This window comes from Methylobacillus arboreus (assembly GCF_020532725.1).
GTDB classification, from domain to species: domain Bacteria; phylum Pseudomonadota; class Gammaproteobacteria; order Burkholderiales; family Methylophilaceae; genus Methylobacillus; species Methylobacillus arboreus.
The window spans coordinates 332,434-350,810 of sequence record NZ_JAJAVC010000003.1; the positions used below are offsets into that span (position 1 = coordinate 332,434).

Annotated in this window: 17 protein-coding genes; 8 read left to right on the top strand and 9 right to left on the bottom strand. The window is 56.1% G+C overall.

Annotated elements, in window-relative coordinates:
- Positions 1–8 precede the first annotated feature (8 nt).
- From LG198_RS01650 to LG198_RS01675, 6 genes are all read left to right on the top strand, one after another.
- Positions 9–575: a flavodoxin family protein gene (locus LG198_RS01650; protein WP_230341432.1), complete on the top strand. Its 567-nt coding sequence runs from the start codon at positions 9–11 to the stop codon at positions 573–575.
- A 138-nt stretch (positions 576–713) separates the two neighbouring features.
- Positions 714–1,298 (top strand): YceI family protein, encoded by a 585-nt coding sequence (locus LG198_RS01655; protein ID WP_230341433.1) that lies wholly within the window; start codon positions 714–716, stop codon positions 1,296–1,298.
- Between the two features lie 86 nt (positions 1,299–1,384).
- The gene (locus LG198_RS01660; RefSeq protein WP_230341434.1) at positions 1,385–2,461 is read left to right on the top strand and encodes an alkene reductase; all 1,077 of its coding nucleotides are present in this window, start codon (positions 1,385–1,387) and stop codon (positions 2,459–2,461) included.
- Positions 2,462–2,465: 4 nt separating this feature from the next.
- Entirely contained in the window at positions 2,466–3,065 is a 600-nt protein-coding gene (locus tag LG198_RS01665) for a nitroreductase family protein (protein ID WP_230341435.1), read from the top strand.
- A 60-nt stretch (positions 3,066–3,125) separates the two neighbouring features.
- The gene (locus LG198_RS01670; protein ID WP_230341436.1) at positions 3,126–3,494 is read left to right on the top strand and encodes a thioredoxin family protein; all 369 of its coding nucleotides are present in this window, start codon (positions 3,126–3,128) and stop codon (positions 3,492–3,494) included.
- A gap of 118 nt (positions 3,495–3,612) precedes the next feature.
- Positions 3,613–4,380 (top strand): LemA family protein, encoded by a 768-nt coding sequence (locus LG198_RS01675; protein WP_230341437.1) that lies wholly within the window; start codon positions 3,613–3,615, stop codon positions 4,378–4,380.
- Between the two features lie 163 nt (positions 4,381–4,543).
- Here LG198_RS01675 and LG198_RS01680 read toward each other — a convergent pair whose 3' ends face one another.
- The 9 genes from LG198_RS01680 to purB form a co-directional block, all read right to left on the bottom strand.
- Positions 4,544–4,885: a hypothetical protein gene (locus LG198_RS01680; RefSeq protein WP_230341438.1), complete on the bottom strand. Its 342-nt coding sequence runs from the start codon at positions 4,883–4,885 to the stop codon at positions 4,544–4,546.
- 26 nt (positions 4,886–4,911) lie between these two features.
- Entirely contained in the window at positions 4,912–5,922 is a 1,011-nt protein-coding gene (locus tag LG198_RS01685) for a peptidoglycan DD-metalloendopeptidase family protein (protein WP_230341439.1), read from the bottom strand.
- Complete coding sequence (locus tag LG198_RS01690) at positions 5,922–6,593, bottom strand: protein-L-isoaspartate(D-aspartate) O-methyltransferase (protein WP_230341440.1); 672 nt, start codon at positions 6,591–6,593, stop codon at positions 5,922–5,924. Before LG198_RS01690 ends, LG198_RS01685 begins: the two co-directional genes overlap by 1 nt.
- A 3-nt stretch (positions 6,594–6,596) precedes the next feature.
- Complete coding sequence (surE, locus tag LG198_RS01695) at positions 6,597–7,340, bottom strand: 5'/3'-nucleotidase SurE (protein ID WP_230341441.1); 744 nt, start codon at positions 7,338–7,340, stop codon at positions 6,597–6,599.
- Between the two features lie 78 nt (positions 7,341–7,418).
- Positions 7,419–8,018 carry an NAD(P)H:quinone oxidoreductase gene (gene wrbA, locus LG198_RS01700; RefSeq protein ID WP_230341442.1) on the bottom strand — a complete coding sequence of 200 codons (600 nt, stop codon included), beginning with the start codon at positions 8,016–8,018 and terminating at the stop codon, positions 7,419–7,421.
- Positions 8,015–8,839, bottom strand: a complete 825-nt coding sequence (locus tag LG198_RS01705) for an NYN domain-containing protein (RefSeq protein WP_230342041.1) — start codon at positions 8,837–8,839, stop codon at positions 8,015–8,017. The genes wrbA and LG198_RS01705 overlap by 4 nt, the downstream gene beginning before the upstream one ends.
- A gap of 28 nt (positions 8,840–8,867) precedes the next feature.
- Positions 8,868–12,041 (bottom strand): translocation/assembly module TamB domain-containing protein, encoded by a 3,174-nt coding sequence (locus LG198_RS01710; RefSeq protein ID WP_230341443.1) that lies wholly within the window; start codon positions 12,039–12,041, stop codon positions 8,868–8,870.
- A complete protein-coding gene (locus LG198_RS01715) occupies positions 12,041–13,768 on the bottom strand; it encodes an autotransporter assembly complex protein TamA (RefSeq protein ID WP_230341444.1) in 1,728 nt (575 codons plus the stop codon). The genes LG198_RS01710 and LG198_RS01715 overlap by 1 nt, the downstream gene beginning before the upstream one ends.
- A gap of 91 nt (positions 13,769–13,859) precedes the next feature.
- A complete protein-coding gene (purB, locus tag LG198_RS01720; protein WP_230341445.1) occupies positions 13,860–15,230 on the bottom strand; it encodes an adenylosuccinate lyase in 1,371 nt (456 codons plus the stop codon).
- 248 nt (positions 15,231–15,478) lie between these two features.
- Here purB and LG198_RS01725 point away from each other — a divergent pair, with 248 nt between their 5' ends.
- Together LG198_RS01725 and acnB are read left to right on the top strand one after the other, a co-directional pair.
- Positions 15,479–15,730: a hypothetical protein gene (locus LG198_RS01725; RefSeq protein ID WP_230341446.1), complete on the top strand. Its 252-nt coding sequence runs from the start codon at positions 15,479–15,481 to the stop codon at positions 15,728–15,730.
- A gap of 41 nt (positions 15,731–15,771) precedes the next feature.
- The gene (acnB, locus tag LG198_RS01730; protein ID WP_230341447.1) at positions 15,772–18,339 is read left to right on the top strand and encodes a bifunctional aconitate hydratase 2/2-methylisocitrate dehydratase; all 2,568 of its coding nucleotides are present in this window, start codon (positions 15,772–15,774) and stop codon (positions 18,337–18,339) included.
- Positions 18,340–18,377 lie beyond the last annotated feature (38 nt).

Below are 18,377 nucleotides of genomic sequence, written 5' to 3' on the forward strand. Positions count from 1 at the left end.
GAAATATCATGACAAAGGTTGTAGTGGTTTATCACAGTGGCTATGGTCACACTGAGGTTCAGGCAAAAGCGGTTGCACGCGGTGCAGAAAAGGTAGCGGGTGCTGAAGTCAAGTTATTCAATTCTGAAGAAGCCCAGCAGAACTGGGATGCGCTCAATGCCGCGGATGCGATTATTTTTGGCAGCCCGACCTACATGGGTTCAGCTTCTGCCCAGTTCAAGGCATTCATGGATGCGAGCTCCAGCATCTGGTATAACCGTGGTTGGAAGGATAAGGTTGCAGCCGGGTTTACAGTTTCGGCGAGCCAGAGCGGGGACAAGCTCAATACCCTGGTGCAACTGACGATCTTTGCGGCCCAGCATGGCATGATCTGGGTAGGCAATGATCTGCTGCCAGGGAACAATAGCAGTACAGGTTCAGTCAATGACCTGAACCGTCTGGGTGGTTTTCTTGGTGGATTGGCACAAGCCAATAGCGACCAGGGGCCAGACGTTGCGCCATTGCAAAGTGACCTGCTCACGGCGGAACATTTGGGTGAGCGTGTGGCAAATATTGCCAAAAAGATACATGGCTAGAGCCTGTTGACGTTATTTTCGTGGTTGCGCCGGAACCGTTTTTGGTGCGGAGCAAGGCATGAGGATAGAAGTTTGGTCATTCTGTTAACAGACCTTACCTACCAAACATTAAATTTTTATAAGCAGAGAGGAAATGCAATGAAACGTTCTATCACCAAACTGGGTATTGTCGCTGGCCTGTTTGCAGCAAGCAGTGCTGTATTTGCTGCGCCCGAAACCTACTCCATCGATAACACACACAGCTTTGCCAACTTCGCAATCCGCCATGTGGTTTCCAAAACATCCGGCACATTCAGCGATGTGACAGGCACGCTGGTGCTCGACAAGGACGACCTGGCCAAATCCACGGTCGATGCCAAGATTAATGTGCTGAGCGTGAACACCAGTCACCCGAAGCGTGATGAACATATCAAGACAGAAGATTTCCTCAATGCAGGCAAGTTCGGAGAGATCCTCTTCGTCAGTACCAAGGTTGAGCCAACTTCTGCCAGCCAGGGCAATGTGACTGGCAAGCTCACCATCCATGGCGTCACCAAGGAAGTGACTTTCCCATTCGCCGTGCTTGGGTTCGGCAAGGATCCCAAGGGTAACCTCCGTACCGGTATCGAAGCCAAGACCATTATCAAGGCATCCGATTTCGGCTATACCTGGGCTGCCAAGCCTGGCGCGCCTGTTGGTGATGATATCGAGGTAACCTTGCTGATCGAAGGCATCAAGAAGTAAAGTCAAGCCTGTCATAGTGACTTCTGCAAACGCCCACTTGCCATGCAAGTGCGGCGTTTTGCTATTCATCTCTTGAGGAGGTTTTAATGTCTGCCGATTTATTCAGTCCAACCACATTGGGCAGTATTGCATTGAAGAACCGCATTGTGATGGCTCCTTTAACCCGCAACCGCGCCGGCAAGGGCAATGTGCCGCAACCCATCAATGCCGAGTATTATGCCCAGCGTGCTTCCGCTGGCTTGATCATTACCGAGGCAACGCCGATTTCAGCCACGGGCCATGGCTATCCCGCCACTCCGGGCATACATGACCCCGAGCAGGTGGAGGGCTGGAAGCTGGTGACCCAGGCCGTGCAAGGCAAGGGCGGCAAGATCGTATTGCAGCTCTGGCATGTGGGCCGCATTTCCCATCCATCCTTGCAGCCTGGCAATGCCTTGCCAGTGGCGCCTTCTGCCATCAAGCCGGCAGGCCAGGCATTCACTTACGAAGGCCTGCAGGACTTTGTCACGCCGCGTGCGCTGGCGATCGAGGAATTGCCCGGGATCGTGGCAGACTATGTCCGTGCAACACGCAATGCGCTGGAGGCAGGCTTTGACGGTGTCGAGATCCATGCGGCCAATGGCTATTTGCTTGACCAGTTCCTGCGCGATGGCACCAACCACCGCAATGACGAATATGGCGGCAGCATCGAGAACCGCACGCGCCTGTTGCTGGAAGTCACCAAGGCCGTCGTCGAGGTGGCGGGCGCCGGCCGTGTCGGTTTGCGTATTTCGCCGCTCAATCCGTTCAATGACATCACCGATTCCAACCCGCAGGCATTGTTCAATCATGTTGCAGACAGCCTCAGCCCATTCGGCCTAGCCTATCTTCACGTCGTTGAAGGCGGCATGGGCGGGGGAGACACACCGCCGTTCGATTTTGCTGCCTTGCGCCAGCATTTCAAGGGCGGCTATATTGCCAACCTTGGCTATGACAAGGCCAAGGGCAATGCTGCGATCGCGTCCGGCCATGCCGATGCTATTGCCTATGGAGCGCTTTATATTGCCAACCCTGACCTCGTGGAGCGTTTCCGCGCAGATGCGCCCTTGAATACGCCTGATCAAGCGACGTTTTATGGCGGTGACGCCAAAGGCTATACCGATTACCCAATCTTACAAGGATAACAACATGTCAAAACCAGCAATAACCAGCGTGCCTATCGATAACACCATTGCCCAGCGCTGGAGTGGCCGTGCCTATGATGCCAGCAAGCCTGTGACGCAGGAGCAGACCATCGCCTTGCTCGAAGCTGCCCGTTGGGCGCCATCCTGCTACGGCGACCAGCCTTGGCGTTTCATTGTCTGGGACAAGAACAAGGATGCTGCGGCCTGGCAAAAGGCTTTTGACACGCTGGTGGAGTTCAACCAGGGATGGGTTAAGGACTCTCCACTCCTGGTCCTGATTGCAGCAGACACCAAGTTCCACCACAACGGCAAGCCCAATCCATTCGCAGCCTATGATGCGGGCGCTGCTGCAGAAAACCTCTGCCTGCAGGCAACTGCACTGGGCCTGCAAGCGCATCAGATGGCAGGTTTTGATGGCGACAAGCTGCGTGCCGCGTTTGCCGTGCCAGAGCAAATCCAAATCATTGCGCTGATTGCGGTTGGCTATGCCGCTGATCCAACAACCTTGCAAGGTGAAGTCAAGGAACGCGAACTTGCTGCACGTACGCGCCGTGAACTGGGTGAACTGTTCTTTGACAGCGCCTGGGGCAAGCCGGCTGTTTGATTAAACTGGATAGACAGGTCTGTTATAATGAAAAATTCCATCAATTAGTGGGATTTAATCATGTCAGTCTTGCAGCTGAATAAAGCCAATTTCAAGCAAACCATAGAAAGCCACGATTTTGTCATCGTCGATTTCTGGGCACCATGGTGTCAGCCCTGTGTGGCATTTACCCCGATTTTTGAGGCTGCTGCCGAGAAAAACCCGGATATCGTGTTCGGCATGGTGAATACCGAAGATGACCCGGAAATCGGCGAATATTTCGAGGTGAGCAAGATTCCTGGCATCCTGGTGATACGCGAGCAGGCAGGCGTCCATGCCCAAGTGGGTGAAATTGGCGCCCCGGCGCTGGACAAGATCATTGAATGGGCAAGGGCTTATGATATGACGCAGATCAGGCAATACTACGCCGAGCAGGCCGCTAGCAAATAAACCTGATGGCTTGCTTGCCAGTATTGGTCGCTGGTTCATGTTTCGATGAAATTGCAGTAAAGTATTGCCGAATAAGACTTAAATATTCATCAGCTTACTTTAGGGGAGTTTACTCATCATGGGCGTTATCATTGATTTCATCATAGGCTTGTTCCAGTTCGTCGTTTTCATTGGCGTAGTCATCGCCATCATTGCTTTTTTCGGTTACAACAGCCTGCGTGCATTATCTGAGGTAATCAGGGAAGCATGGTCCAACATCGGCGTGGTGGGCAAGAAGCAGGCTTCTCTAGTCAACCAGTTGATTGATGTGGTCAAGGGATATCAGGAGTCGGAAAAGCTGGTCATGCTGAAAATTTCCGATGATCTTAACTCCGCAAGCCAGGTGGCGCAGATATACCAGCAATCCAATACTATCCTTGCAGCCGCCAATGGTATCGCCCAGCGTTTTCCCGAGTTGAAGGCCGATCAGCAATACCAGCGCTTGATCGATAGCATCCAGGGCAGTGAGGCCGAGCTGGAGACTGCGCGTCAGAAATATAACCAAGCGGTCAAGCATTACAATATCAAGCGCAGCTCTATTCCTCATGTCTTCTATGCCGGCACCCTGGGCTTCAAGGTTGCGCCTTATCTGGAGTTTGTCGGTTCGGAGCAGGTAATCGATGCCGGTTCGATCAATAGCTTTTCCAGCGATGCTGACGGCGAGCGGCTCAATGCATTGCTGGGCCAGGCAGGTGCCAAGGTGAAGGAAGCCAGCACCAAAGCCATTGCTGGCGGCAAAGTACTTGCCAGCGCAGCTGGAGAAAAAGTCAAGCAATTGGCTGCAGAGGCAGGCGAGTATGGTGCTAGCCGGGATGAGCAGGATAACAAGGATAAACCCGAGACTTAAGCTAATTCACAGCTTTCGTACCTGCGTTCTGCAGGTAGATAGTCTAGTCATACCCCACCAGCGCTCCTCAGGGAGTATTGGCTGATTGCTGATGCTCTGCGGGGCGCTGCTGTTCTTTTTCAGTAATACCCGGTTTGAAAGAGGTCAGTACTCAACCCGGATATCAGAAAGAACCGGTACTCAACAGACGGAATAGAAAAAACGCACCCAGGCCCATCATGAGATAAAGCGGAATATCGCCGCGTTTGCTGACCTCGCCACGCCTTGGCGCCGTGAGCCAGCGGTTTGCCAGGTAAAGCAGCAGGATGATGACCGGCAATGCCAGCAAGGTAGCCGTTGAGGAGAAAAGCTTTGCAAACCCTTTTTCTATCCAGCCTTCATCGCTGAACAGGTGTACTGCGATGCCGATGATGCCAAGTAGCATCAGGCCGAGGCGTGAAATTGCCAGAAGGGTGGCCAGTAGGGAGTCGGGTTTTTGCTCGGGCTTGCCGGGTTGCCTGCTCACGATCTCGACTCCTTAAGCCTGAGTGGCTAGCCTGGGGTTCCAGGCAGGTATTTCGCCGGGTCTACCGATTTGCCCTGGCGGCGTATCTCGAAATGCAGTTTGACCTTGTCGCTATCTGTGTTGCCCATTTCCGCAATTTTCTGCCCGCGGGTCACTTGCTGGCCTTCTTTTACCAGGATATTGCTGTTGTGGGCGTAAACCGACAAATAGGTGTTGTCATGTTTGATGATCACAAGTTTGCCGTAGCCGCGCAGGTCTGCCCCGCTGTAAATAACCTTGCCGGGCGCGGCGGCATGGATTGGCTGGCCCATGGTGCCGCCAATATCCAGGCCCTTGGTGCTGGCTGAATCATTAAACCCTGCAATGACTTTGCCATTGGTTGGCCAGGCCCATTGGATACCATCGATGTTGCTTGTGGCAGATGAGGCTGTGGCGGTCTGTTCGGACGTGGCCGGAGAGGCGGCGGGTGGGGCTGCAGCCGCGGGTGTCGTCGCTGCTGCTACCTGTGGTTGCGGTGCAGGCACGGGAGTGTTCAGGGCAGCTTCGCTGTAAGGCTGGCGCAAGGCTTTGGGCTCAACCACCAAGAGGGGCTGGCCTGGGGATGGCGTTGCAGCAGCAGGCTGCCCTGCTGCATCTGCAGGTGCGCTGCCGTCCAGGTTAAGCGGTGTGACAACGACATCGCCATCAGCGATGCTCGCCGGTTGGCCTGGAATAGGGCTTGCACCCGCTGTTGTTGGCTCAACTACGCGGGAGGGAAGTTTCAATTGCTGGCCGACATGGATGGTGTAGGCTGGAGCGGCAATATTGTTGAGCTGGGCGATTTCCTTGTAATCAAATCCGTGTTCCAGACCGATGCTGTAAAGGGTATCGCCTTTTTTCACAATGTGGGTGTTGCTGCCGTCCTGGCTGCTTTGCGTGACGACAGGCGGCTTGGCAGCCGGCGCCCGATCTATCACCGGCGCATGTTCGGTTGTGCTGCATCCGATCAGTAAGAGGCTGATAAGCCAGGATTTCTTGATTTGCTTCGTCAAATACATTAGCTGGTTCCACCTAGCAGCGGCACAAATTTGACCGCTTCCAGTTTACTTTGTCTGTATTCAGAGCCTGATGTTGTCTTGATATGCTCGATCAGGTACAGGGTTTGTTCATCGGTGCCCACCGGGATCACCATGCGTCCGCCAACTGCCAGTTGCTCCAGCAGTTCTTGCGGAATATGGCGCGCAGCCGCTGTGACAATAATGCCATCAAAAGGTGCCATTTCCGGCAGCCCCATGGTGCCGTCGGCATGCTTGAGCTTGATGTTGGCGAGACGAAGTTCGCGCAAATGGCCCCGAGCCTTCATGAGCAAGGGGCGGATGCGTTCGACTGAATAAACTTCCTTGGCAACCTTGGAAAGCACTGCAGTCTGGTAGCCGCAGCCAGTGCCGATTTCCAGCACTTTTTCCAGTGGCTTTCCATTGCGCAGGATTTCAGTCATGCGCGCGACGATATATGGCTGGGAAATGGTTTGGCCAAAGCCTATTGGTAGCGATGAATCTTCGTAGGCGCGTGATGACAAGGCTTCATCCACAAAGATATGGCGGGCGATCGAGCCCAGTGCCGCCAGGGTGATCTCATCCTTGATGCCTTGCTCATGAAGGCGTCCCACCATGCGCTCGCGCGTACGCTGGGAAGTCATGCCGATGCCGCGTAATGCAGTGCTGCTCATGCTTTAAAGCGCAAGCCAGTTCTTGACCTGTTCACGTTGAGCATATTGCGTGAGGTCGATTTGTAATGGGGTGATGGAGATGCGGTTCTGGCTCACGGCATGAAAGTCCGTGCCATCCCCGGCATCCTGGGCGCTGCCCGCTGCGCCGATCCAATACACAGTCTGTCCGCGCGGCGTAACGGACTTGATGACAGGCTCTGCCTTGTGGCGTTTGCCCAAGCGCGTGACTTCCGTACCTTGTATCTCCTCAAACGGCACATCCGGCACATTGATATTCAGCAGCACAGGAGGCGGAAAGCGGTCTTTCTTGTAACGCTCGACCAGGCTTACCATGAATTTTGCAGCGGTTTCGAAGTGTTGCACACCATGGCGCGACATGGACACTGCAAATGAAGGGACGCCAAGCAGGAAGCCTTCAGTAGCGGCAGCGACGGTACCAGAATAGATGGTATCGTCGCCCATGTTGGCGCCATCATTGATGCCGGAAATCACCATGTCCGGCAACTGATCCAGCAGGCCGGTGACTGCAAGGTGGACACAGTCGGTAGGCGTGCCATTGACGTAATAAAAACCGTTGCTGGCCTGATGTACTGATAGTGGGCGGTCAAGCGTCAAAGAGTTGCTTGCACCGCTGCGGTCACGCTCAGGCGCGACGACGACGATATCTGCAACTTTTGACAGGTGCTGGGCCAGGATATTGAGACCGGGAGCAAAATAGCCGTCGTCATTGGAAAGAAGAATACGCATTTTTTTATTATAACCGAGTCATGAAGCGCTTTTCACACCTCTTTCGCAACAATGAAACAAAAAAACTGGCTGCTGGTTTCAGTGGTCATCCCTGAGCTTGATCGCTGTTTCGGCTAGACGTTTCCCCAGGGCGATGCACAGCGCCTTTTCTTCCTGGCTGATAGGCCTGTCGTCCATGGTGCCGGCGACATGGCTTGCACCATAAGGCGTGCCGCCGGTGCTGGTGCTGGCAAGTTCGGGTTCGGAATAGGGCAGGCCGACCAGTATCATGCCGTGATGGAGCAAAGGCAGCATCATGGTGAGCAAGGTGGCTTCCTGCCCGCCATGCATGGAGCCTGTGGAAGTGAACACCGCCGCCGGCTTGTTGATCAATGCGCCCTGTAGCCAGAGGCTGGTCGTGCCATCCAGAAAATACTTCATGGGAGCTGCCATATTGCCAAAACGGGCAGGGCTGCCCAATGCCAATCCTGCACATTCCTGCAGGTCGGATAATTCAACATAGGGGTCGCCACTTTCTGGGATATCTGGTTCGGTGGCTTCGTGGTTGGCCGATACCTTGGGCACCGTGCGCAACCTGGGCTGTGCGCCTTCAACGGAAGCAATGCTGCGCGCGATCAGCTTGGCCATTTCGCGGACGGAACCGCCTTGGGAGTAGTAGAGGACGAGGATGTTGATCATTTTTTGCGTTTATCCTTGATCCGTTGCTTAGCTTTATCAATTTCGAATAGCCCGGTGGCCTTGATAAGCTCACTGAACTTGCTGTAGCCATAATTGCGGGAATCAAAGGCTGGAAAGTTCTTGATCATGTGTTTTTTGGTTTCACCAATATGCGCATAGCCATCATCATCAGACAATGCGCTGATCGCGGAACGGATCAAGGCGATCAGGCGTGCGTCCATAGCAAGTTCGCGACTGTTTTTGCGCACACCGGGTGTGGATGGTTGCGGAACCGCGGATGTTGTGCTGGTCTTGGGCTTTATCTCTGAGCTTGGAGGCGCTTCTGGTGTCAGCACTGGTGTGGATTCGCTCGCGCTGAGTAATTGTTCTTCGGAAAGAATTTCGATATAGATGAATTTATTGCATGCCGCGATCAATGAATCAGGTGTTTTTTCCTCGCCAAAACCATAAACTTGCTTGCCAGACTCGCGTAATCGTGTGGCTAGTCTGGTAAAGTCGCTATCGCTAGATACAATGCAGAAACCATCTAGTGGCGCGGTATACAGCAAATCCATGGCGTCAATGATAAGAGCGCTATCCGTTGAGTTCTTTCCTCTTGTATTGGCGTATTGCTGGATAGGTTGGATTGCGTACTTGGGCAGAATTTCCTTCCAGCGCTGCATTTTGGTTTCAGTCCAGTCACCATAGATACGACGAATACTGGCGTCACCGAATTTTGAGATTTCCTCTAACAGGGCATCGATGACATTGATGACTCTGAATGTGTTGTCCGCATCAATCAGGACTGCCAAGCGTGGATTACTGGTTTCTGTGTGATGCATGCTCATGCTAACTTTCTCCCAGTTTTTATTACTTAAAGCGGAAAGTATAGAGTACATCAACCGCGCTTTCCGAACCCGCCTGCGAAACCACCGACCAGCGCTGGCTGATGGTATAGGTGAGTTTGGCGACGTTGAGCAGGCCGGTCAGGCTTTTTTCGTAGCTTAGGTAGAGCTTGGAGGAGAGGCGCTTGCCGAAGTTGACGGTGGAGCTTTCAACGTCGCTGCCGCCGATGCTGAAGCTGTCCAGGCCTGCCGCGCGGGCCATCCTGGTTTGCAATGGCACGGATTGCCCTTGGGAGAGCAGGACGCCGGCGGCGAGCGAGAGCATGGCAAACTCGTTCTTGCCTGCCTGGTCGAGGCCGTGGCCTAGCACCAGCCAGGAGAGTTTTTCGCTATCGGGCACACTGGGGTTTGAAACCAGCTTGACGGTAGGCATTTGCACGTTGCCGGTAATTTCCACGCCGGCCTGCACTGTCTGGTTTTGGCGCATGGCGATGATGTTAAGGCCAGGATTATCGACGGGACCGCTGAAGTTGACGATGCCTTTGGTAATGTTAAGTAGTTGCCCATATGCCATATAGGTGCCGCCTACTACGATGGAGCCTTCCGCGCGCAGGCTGTTGGGTACGGTTCCGGACAAGGTGAGGATGCCGGTGAGGTAGCCATCCAGACCGAAGCCTCTGAGCAGGAATTGCTTGCCGGGGTCGACAATGCCGATGACTTCATCACCCAGGTTGATCCTGAGGCGGCCGATCGTGAATTGCAGCGGGCTTTCCTCCTCGTCGCGTTCACGCCCGACCACGACCACATCGTCACCCAGTTGCGGGGCGCCTTCGCCTGCAAGCTCAATCAGTCCGCGGACGACGCGCAAGTCGCCGTCAACCATGAGCTGGTTGTCCTGCAAGGCGGTTTTTGCGGTGCCGTTCAATACCAGCAGACGGTCGGTGCGTTCGGCAGCGGTGAAGTTGTCCAGCACCCAGTCGATTGTCATTGCCGGTTTGCCTGCTGCAAGGCGTATGCCGCCGCTGGCGCTGATGCTGCCCTTGCCGCCGGTGAATCGCAGGGTATCCAACGTGAGCCTGTCGCCCGCAAGGCTGGCGTCGAGTTGGCCGTTGGTGAGCTTGACGCCTTCAGCAGGCAGGGCCACGGCGAGGTCGCGGCCGCGGATATGGCCGTCGAACACGGGCTGGCCCACGCTGCCGCTGGCGTTGATCGCGATATTGAGGCGCCCATCGGCCTGGATATCCGGTGTTGGCAGCCAGGAAAGGCTGCCGATGTCGGCAGTGAGCCTGGCTTGCAATGGTGCATCACCTGCCAGGCTGAAGCTGCCTGCCTCGCCTGTAAGCCTGGTGCTGGCATGCGCTTCAATATTGCCCAGCTTATTGCCGTGAATGGTGGCAGCCAGGTCTACCTGGTTCTCGCGTATGGTCGCTTGCAGCTTGATTTCGCTGAGCCCTAGCGGCTGGTCCGCTTCTCCCTCGCGTACTACGGCAAGGTCGCCGGATTCGCGCTGGAGGGTGAATGTGCCATTGAGCGTATCTTCGGCGCGGATATCCCATTGGCCTGAAAATACCGGGTTGCCCTTGAGGTTTGCAGGCAGCGTAAACAGCAGGGGAGGAATGTCCTGCAAGGCCAGTTGCTCTATGCGGCCGTGTGTGAATAGGCCTTGCGGGCCTTGGCGCAGGCTATCCAGGGTAATGCGGCCCTGCTTGAACTGCAATGCCAGGGTTTCCACCGATAGTCCGTTGATACTGTCGTAACTGATGGGGGCGGGAGCTTGCAGGGTGATGGGCGCGCCTGCCTGGTAGCTTAATTCCTGCAAGGCGCCTGACCAGCCGCCAGCGGCGTCGAATCCACCAGATAGCGTGGATTGCAGCTTGAGCCCAGTGCCGCTGGCCTGCAGCCTGAGCGCATGCTGTGCGCGGTTGCCGCTCAAGGATAGTTTTCCATCGATGAAGCTGCCTTGGTTGATGCGCAATCCCTCGGTATTAAGCTCTGCGTTGAGATCGCCCATGGTGTGCAGGTTGCCGTTGCCGCTGACTTTGCGGGCGCTGAGGTTGCCGGGCAGGCGCAGGTTTTCCGCCAGCAGCTGGAACTGTGCGCGTAGGTCGTCCAACTGGCCTGCAATGGTGCCGCTGGCTTCGGCATTGCCCGCGAATGCGGAGCCGAAAGTGTTGAGCGTTGGCAGCTTGGCTTGCCAAGCCAAGTTGCTATCGGCGCGTCCAAGGCTGCCGCTTGCGGTGATACGGTTGGTGCCGAGCGTGGCATCGATCTGTATGCTTTCCAGCAGGTTGTCGAGCAGGTGCAGGCTGGCCTTGGCCTGTAACGGCTGGCCGCGCCATTGGCTGTCCAGGCTGTCGAATGCCAGGTTGAGGTCGGCTGTCGGCATCAGTTTGCCGTTTAGACCTAAATCGAAACTCAGTTTGGCATCCTCTGCCTGCCCCAAGGCCTTGGGGTCCAGGTCGCGCAGGCTGATGCTGATGTTGAGCGGCAGATCGCCTTCGAGTCCCAATTCGCCCTGGATGTCCAGCCTGCCTGCTGCGGGCAATGGGCTATCTGTTGGCACCAGGGCAGGCAGGCCGTCCTGCATGGCAAACAGGTTGCGCATCTCGAAGCGCAGGGCTTGCAGGTCGCCGGAAAGGACGGTATTGAGGTCGTAAGGCATATTGCCTTGCGCCTGCTGCACATGGATGTTGCCGGCAAGCGGGAATGGCTTGCTGTTCTGCAGCAAGATATCGGCCGTGATGTTGCCCCAGGGCGTTTCGGCACGCGCCAGTTGCAGGCGGATGGCCTTGCTGTCCGCCGTCATGTTGAGGGTGACATGGCGCAAGACCTGGCGGCTGTTGCCCGAGACGATCTCGATTTCATCGATCGAGGCTTGTTCCACTTCTATGGGGAAGGGTACCTGGATGGTATCCGGCAAGTCTGGCAGGCCGGATGCAGGCTCGACAGGCATTTCTTCTTCCGGGGCCTGCTTGATGGTGATGACCAGGCGTTCCGCATGCAGCTTGTCCACGCGCAGGCGGCCTTCGCGCGTGGGCAGCAGCCTGAGTGAGCTGTCGAACTGCAACAGATCGATTTCCATATTGCCGGCATCGTAATGCAGGTCTTGCAGGCTGGAATCGATCTGAATCAGCGCATAGGCCGGGGCAATGCAGGGCAGGAACCAGAGCAGCAGGATCAACAGCGCGCGCTTTGCCATCAGAAGGTGACCCCCAGGTTGAAGTGCAGCCTGTATTCGCCGGTTTCCTGACCATGGGCGATATCCACCCCTATCGGCCCGGCCGGGCTCTTAAAGCGCGCGCCCAGGCCGTAGCCGTAGACCGGCTTGAGGTCGCGGGTGGTGTTGGCGGCATTACCGAAATCGACAAACACGGCAGCGCCCCATGATTCCGTCAGCCACTGGATGACCTCAATGCTGCCGGTGACGAGGTAACGCCCGCCGATCACGGCATCACCATCAGGCACGCCCAGGCTCTGGTAGGCGTAGCCGCGCACGGACTGGTCGCCGCCCGCGCGGAACAGATAAGTGGCCGGCGCACTGTCAGCACCGCTGACAATACCGCCTTCCAGCCGGGTCACCAGTTGCGTGCTCCGGGTGATTGGGTAATAAGCCTGCGCCTTGGCGTAGCTTTGCAGGAATGTGCCATTGGCCATGATGTCGAGCGGGGCGCTGGTGAACTGGGCATTGAATAGATAGCCGCGTGTGGGGTTAAGTTCATTGTCGGTACGGCGCAGGGTGATGCCATAGGAAATTGTGGCTGCATAGTTGTTCTGCGACTCGCTGCCATCAACGGCTACGTGCTCCAGCAGGTAGCCTGCGCCTATGGTTTGCTCGAAGCTGCGCGGACCCCAGGAGCGCTTGACCCCGGTGCCGAACGTGGAAATGGTCTGGCCTTCGATATCAATGCGGTTCAGGTCGGCATTGAGGCTGTCGCGGTAGCCGTTGCGGTCAGTAGGCAGGCGGATCAATGAATTCAGGGACTGGGCTTTTTGTTCCAGCCTGAAAGTGTTGGTGAAGCGCCAGCCGCGATTGAACAGGTTGAGGTCCTGATAGGTCAGCGTAGTGCGGGCGCCGGTGTTGGTGCTGGCGCCTACGCCTATGCCTATCTGCATAGCTTGCATCTCAGTGACGTTGACCACGATGGGTGCTGCTTCCGGGTCAGCATTGTCAGTGCGCGAAGTCACTTCTACATTGCTGAAATACCCGCTGGCCTGCAATTCAGACTGGAAGAACAGCAGACGTGTCTGGCTGTAGGTTTCGCCCGGCTTGATCGGGTTGATGTTCTCAACCAGGCTGCGCGGGTAGCGCTGCAATCCGTTGACTTCCAGGCCGCCGAAACGGAATGGCGCGCCGCTGTTGATTTCCACCCGAAGTTTCACCTGGTTGCTTGCCGCGTCGATTTCCGCCTTGCTGCTGGTGATTTTTGCGTTGGGGTAACGGTTCAGCATCAGGCCGCTCAAGAGGCCGCGCTTGGCACTGGCCCAGCGATCCTGGCTGAAGCGCATGCCTTGCTTAAGCGACCAGTTTTCGGTGAGGGTTACCGGGTCTGGTGTCTCGCCGCTCGCCTGGCTTGTGATGTCGCCATTGAAGCGGATATCGATATCCTGAATGGTGGCGGGGTCGCCCGGCTTGACGCTGAACTTGGCGCGGCGCCTGATGATGTTGCCTTCGGTGCTGCTATCCAGGGTTTGTTCTATTGATGGGGAAAAATAGCCTTCAGTGGCGAGCAGGTCTTCAATATTGCGCGGGGTGGCCTGCACCAGCCGGTGCCATTCCGCAGTGGTCATGCGTGGGCTCTTGAGCCAGCGCATGATTTCCAGGTGTTCCTCGAGCAGGTCGTCGACCGAGGATGGGGCCTCTATCTCGACGCTGTAGCGGGTTTCTGCGGCATGGCTGGTTTGGCTGATCAACAGCAGCCAGGTCATGAGCGCAAGCACGGCTGCGCGTAAGACCTGGGTTGCCGATAGGAGAACCTGGGCGGACAAAACGTCAACAGACCCTGGGGAATTAGGTTCTCTAGATCGATTTTGCAAGTGCGCTGGCTTTTCCTGTGTAAGTGGCCGGTGTCAGTTCCAGCAGGCTCTGTTTGGCTTCTGCAGGAATCTTGAGTCCCTGGATAAAGGCATGCAGGGATTCCTTGTTGATGCCGCCCTTGCCGCGTGTAAGTGCTTTGAGCTGTTCATAAGGGTTGGCCACGCCATAGCGGCGCATCACGGTCTGGATAGGCTCGGCCAGCACTTCCCAGTTGTTGTCCAGGTCTTCCTGCAGGCGTTGGATGTTGACTTCAAGCTTGGCCAGGCCCTTGAGGCAGGAATCATAGCCAAGCAGGGCATAGCCGAGCGCAACTCCCATATTGCGCAGCACGGTGGAATCCGTTAGGTCGCGCTGCCAGCGGGAGATCGGCAGCTTTTCAGCCAGGTGACGCAACACGGCATTGGCCAGGCCCAGGTTGCCTTCGGAATTCTCGAAGTCGATCGGGTTGACCTTGTGCGGCATGGTGGAAGAGCCGACTTCGCCTTCCTTGACCTTCTGCTTGAAGTAGCCCTGGGAGATGTAGCCCCAGATGTCGCGGTCCAGGTCGATCAGGATGGTGTTGATGCGGGCGACGGCATCGTAGAGCTCGGCCATGTAGTCATGCGGCTCGATCTGGATGGTGTAGGGGTTGTAGGTCAGGCCCAGGCTTTCCACGAACTTGCTTGCAAAGCTTTCCCAGTCAAATTCGGGATAGGCGGAGAGGTGGGCGTTGAAGTTGCCTACTGCGCCATTGATCTTGCCGAGAATTTCGTTGCGGGCAAGCTGCTCGCGCTGGCGGCGCAGGCGATGTACCACGTTGGCGAGTTCCTTGCCCAGGGTGGTGGGCGAGGCAGTTTGCCCGTGGGTGCGCGACAGCAGGGGAACTTCGGCCAGCTCGTGGGCTAGTTCGATGAGTCGGGCAATGATTTTGTCCACGGTCGGTACGACAACTTCGTCACGTGCATTTTTCAGCATCAATGCGTGCGAAAGGTTATTGATGTCTTCAGAGGTACAGGCAAAGTGGATGAACTCGCTTACCTCACGGATTTCGTGGTTACCGTCAAAATGTTCCTTGAGCCAGTATTCCAGCGCTTTCACGTCATGGTTGGTTCTGGCTTCGATGGCTTTGACCTGCACGGCTTCGACCTCGCCAAACGCCGCGATCACCCTGTCCAGCTCTGCGATGGTTTCTTTACTGAATGGCGCGATTTCCTTGAGTTCAGCCTCTGCGGAGAGGGCCTTGAGCCACTCGACTTCAATGAGCGCGCGGAAGCGGATCAGCGCATATTCGCTGAAATAGGGGCGCAATGGATCGAGCTTGGATTGATAGCGGCCGTCGAGGGGGGAAAGTGCGTTAAGAGGGGTAAGCTCCATCAGTAAACCTTTTTGCGGTAGTGAATGCGGGCGCAGTGGCAGCTTCCATGTAGGCTGCCCAGCCAGCGTTGAAAAACGTGATTTTACCTGACATCTGCGATTGACAAAATCTCGGACTGGCATGTTCGTCACCATGCATCACCAAAGCCGATGGGTTTGCGCCAAACAGGTGCATGAAGACAGCACAGGGCCTCATCATGTTCCCTGAAGTGGACAGGATTTTCCTGTATCCAGGTTAAAGTAATGTGATGGTACTCTCAGCGGCGGCGTGTAGTTACGTTATTCATGGTTTCAATATTGGATTATCTGTAAACAAGATTCATTCTCGCGAAAAGGCTGTAAAAACAGGCATGTTCATTGCATGCGGTAAATTGCCGGCGTTTTATAAGCCAGCTGCAAAGCTGTATAATTCAGTCATTCAGGCCTTGCAAAACCGATTTGGCAGCAGCACTGGCGCTGCCTTGAAAATTCGCCTCAGTGAGACCAACCTAAATATCTGAGTGTTTTGCCGCCTCTCGCTATTAAGAATCAATGGAAAACCATGCTAATCGCTTATCGTAAACATGTAGAAGAACGTGCCGCTGCAGGCCTTCCCCCCTTGCCACTGGATGCGGAGCAAACCGCTGCCTTGGTGGAGTTGCTCAAGAACCCGCCTGCAGGCGAAGAACAGATACTGGTCGATTTACTGGAAAACCGCATTCCAGCCGGGGTGGACCAGGCCGCTTACGTCAAGGCGGCTTTCCTGGCGGATATCGCCAAGGGGGGAGCAAACTCGCCTCTGGTGAGCCCCGAACATGCCGTGAAGCTGCTGGGCACCATGCTAGGCGGTTACAACGTGCAGGCGCTGGTGGATTTGCTGGATACGCCATTGGCACCAAAGGTGGTCGAGGCATTGTCACATACCATTCTCATGTTTGATGCCTTTCACGACGTGGCCGAGAAAATGCAGGCTGGCAATCCCCATGCCAAGACCTTGATTGAATCCTGGGCCGCCGGCGAATGGTTTACCAACCGTGAGGCATTGCCCGAGGAAATCCGTCTGGTGGTGTTCAAGGTCGATGGCGAGACCAATACCGATGACCTCTCTCCCGCGCAGGAAGCCTGGTCGCGCCCGGATATTCCGCTGCATGCCAAGGCCATGTTGATCAACAAGATGCCCGACGGCCTCAAGATCATACAAAGCCTCAAGCAAAAGGGCCTGCCGCTGGCCTATGTCGGCGATGTGGTCGGCACCGGTTCTTCGCGCAAATCCGCGATCAATTCCGTGCAGTGGCATATGGGCAACGATATTCCCCACATTCCCAACAAGCGCACTGCTGGCGTTGTGCTGGGTGGCAAGATTGCGCCTATCTTCTTCAACACCGCCGAGGATTCCGGCGCATTGCCCATTCAGTGCGATGTGAGTTCAATGAGCACTGGCGATGTGATCGTGGTGCGCCCTTATGACGGCAAGGTGCTCAATGAGCAGGGCGCGGAAATTGCCAGCTTTAACCTGGCGCCACTGACCATGCCGGACGAAGTGCGTGCCGGCGGCCGTATCCCGTTGATCGTGGGCCGTGGCCTGACCAACAACGCGCGCCAGTTGCTGGGCTTGCCGCCGTCTGATTTGTTCATCAAGCCAATTGTGCCGGAAGATACCGGCAAGGGTTATACCCTGGCGCAAAAGATGGTGGGCCGCGCCTGTGGCTTGCCTGAAGGAACAGGTGTGCGTCCTGGCTCCTATTGCGAACCCAAGATCACTACCGTGGGTTCGCAGGACACGACCGGGGCGATGACTCGCGACGAGCTCAAAGAACTTGCCTGCCTTGGCTTCTCGGCCGACCTGGTGATGCAGAGCTTCTGCCATACTGCAGCTTATCCAAAGCCGGTCGATATCAAGCTGCAACATAGCTTGCCGGAATTCATCTCCAGCCGCGGAGGCGTGAGCCTGCGCCCTGGCGATGGCGTGATCCACTCCTGGCTCAACCGCCTGATCCTGCCGGATACTGTCGGCACCGGCGGCGATTCGCATACTCGCTTCCCCATTGGCATTTCTTTCCCGGCCGGCTCCGGGTTGGTGGCTTTTGCCGCCGCGATGGGCGCCATGCCGCTGGATATGCCTGAATCTGTGCTGGTGCGCTTCAAGGGAGAAATGCAGCCTGGTATTACCCTGCGCGACCTCGTGAATGCGATTCCCTATGCCGCGATCCAGAAAGGCGAGCTCACCGTGGGCAAGCAGGGTAAGAAGAACGTTTTCAACGGCCGCATCCTCGAAATCGAGGGCTTGCCTGATCTCAAGGTGGAGCAGGCATTCGAGTTTGCCGATGCCTCGGCCGAGCGTTCCGCCAATGGATGTACTGTGCACCTCAACAAGGAGCCAGTGATCGAGTTCCTCAGGTCCAACATCATGTTGATGCAGAACATGATTGATAACGGCTATGAAGATGCCCGTACCCTGCAACGCCGGATTGCCTCCATGGAGGCCTGGCTGGCGGATCCACAGTTGTTGCAGCCGGATGCCGATGCCGAGTATGCCTATGTGCTCGAAATCGACCTCAGCGAGATCAAGGAGCCGCTGGTGGCCTGCCCGAACGACCCGGACGACATCAAGCCGTTGTCTGCGGTGGTAGGGGACAAGATCGACGAAGTCTTTATCGGCAGCTGTATGACCAATATCGGCCACTACCGTGCCGCGGCCAAGGTGCTGGAAGGCGCCGGCGGCATCCCGACCCGTCTGTGGATCGCGCCGCCCACCCGCATGGATGAAAGCCAGCTGCGCGACGAAGGCGTATATTCCATTTTCGGCGTAGCTGGGGCGCGTACCGAAATACCGGGCTGCTCCCTGTGCATGGGCAACCAGGCGCGGGTTGCGGACAAGGCCACCGTGTTCTCGACCAGTACGCGTAACTTTGATAACCGCATGGGCAAGGATGCCCGCGTTTACCTTGGCTCCGCAGAGTTGGCAGCCGTGTGCGCCCGTTTGGGGCGCATTCCTAGCCCGGATGAATATTTGGAGACAGTGGGCGATAAACTCACAAAGAATTCAGACAACATCTACAAGTATCTGAACTTTGACCAGATGCCCGAGTATGCCAAGAAGATCATCCCGATCTCCGAGGTGGCAAGCTGAGCTGACGTTGCCGAGCGTATGAAACAAATAAGCCGCTT

Bases quoted from the DNA above. Each gene is read 5' to 3' on its own strand.
- LG198_RS01650 (WP_230341432.1), top strand. From the start codon at position 9: ATGACAAAGGTTGTAGTGGTTTATCACAGTGGCTATGGTCACACTGAG.
- LG198_RS01655 (WP_230341433.1), top strand. From the start codon at position 714: ATGAAACGTTCTATCACCAAACTGGGTATTGTCGCTGGCCTGTTTGCA.
- LG198_RS01660 (WP_230341434.1), top strand. From the start codon at position 1,385: ATGTCTGCCGATTTATTCAGTCCAACCACATTGGGCAGTATTGCATTG.
- LG198_RS01665 (WP_230341435.1), top strand. From the start codon at position 2,466: ATGTCAAAACCAGCAATAACCAGCGTGCCTATCGATAACACCATTGCC.
- LG198_RS01670 (WP_230341436.1), top strand. From the start codon at position 3,126: ATGTCAGTCTTGCAGCTGAATAAAGCCAATTTCAAGCAAACCATAGAA.
- LG198_RS01675 (WP_230341437.1), top strand. From the start codon at position 3,613: ATGGGCGTTATCATTGATTTCATCATAGGCTTGTTCCAGTTCGTCGTT.
- LG198_RS01685 (WP_230341439.1), bottom strand. From the start codon at position 5,922: ATGTATTTGACGAAGCAAATCAAGAAATCCTGGCTTATCAGCCTCTTA.
- LG198_RS01690 (WP_230341440.1), bottom strand. From the start codon at position 6,593: ATGAGCAGCACTGCATTACGCGGCATCGGCATGACTTCCCAGCGTACG.
- surE (WP_230341441.1), bottom strand. From the start codon at position 7,340: ATGCGTATTCTTCTTTCCAATGACGACGGCTATTTTGCTCCCGGTCTC.
- wrbA (WP_230341442.1), bottom strand. From the start codon at position 8,018: ATGATCAACATCCTCGTCCTCTACTACTCCCAAGGCGGTTCCGTCCGC.
- LG198_RS01705 (WP_230342041.1), bottom strand. From the start codon at position 8,839: ATGCATCACACAGAAACCAGTAATCCACGCTTGGCAGTCCTGATTGAT.
- LG198_RS01710 (WP_230341443.1), bottom strand. From the start codon at position 12,041: ATGGCAAAGCGCGCGCTGTTGATCCTGCTGCTCTGGTTCCTGCCCTGC.
- LG198_RS01715 (WP_230341444.1), bottom strand. From the start codon at position 13,768: ATGACCTGGCTGCTGTTGATCAGCCAAACCAGCCATGCCGCAGAAACC.
- purB (WP_230341445.1), bottom strand. From the start codon at position 15,230: ATGGAGCTTACCCCTCTTAACGCACTTTCCCCCCTCGACGGCCGCTAT.
- LG198_RS01725 (WP_230341446.1), top strand. From the start codon at position 15,479: ATGGTACTCTCAGCGGCGGCGTGTAGTTACGTTATTCATGGTTTCAAT.
- acnB (WP_230341447.1), top strand. From the start codon at position 15,772: ATGCTAATCGCTTATCGTAAACATGTAGAAGAACGTGCCGCTGCAGGC.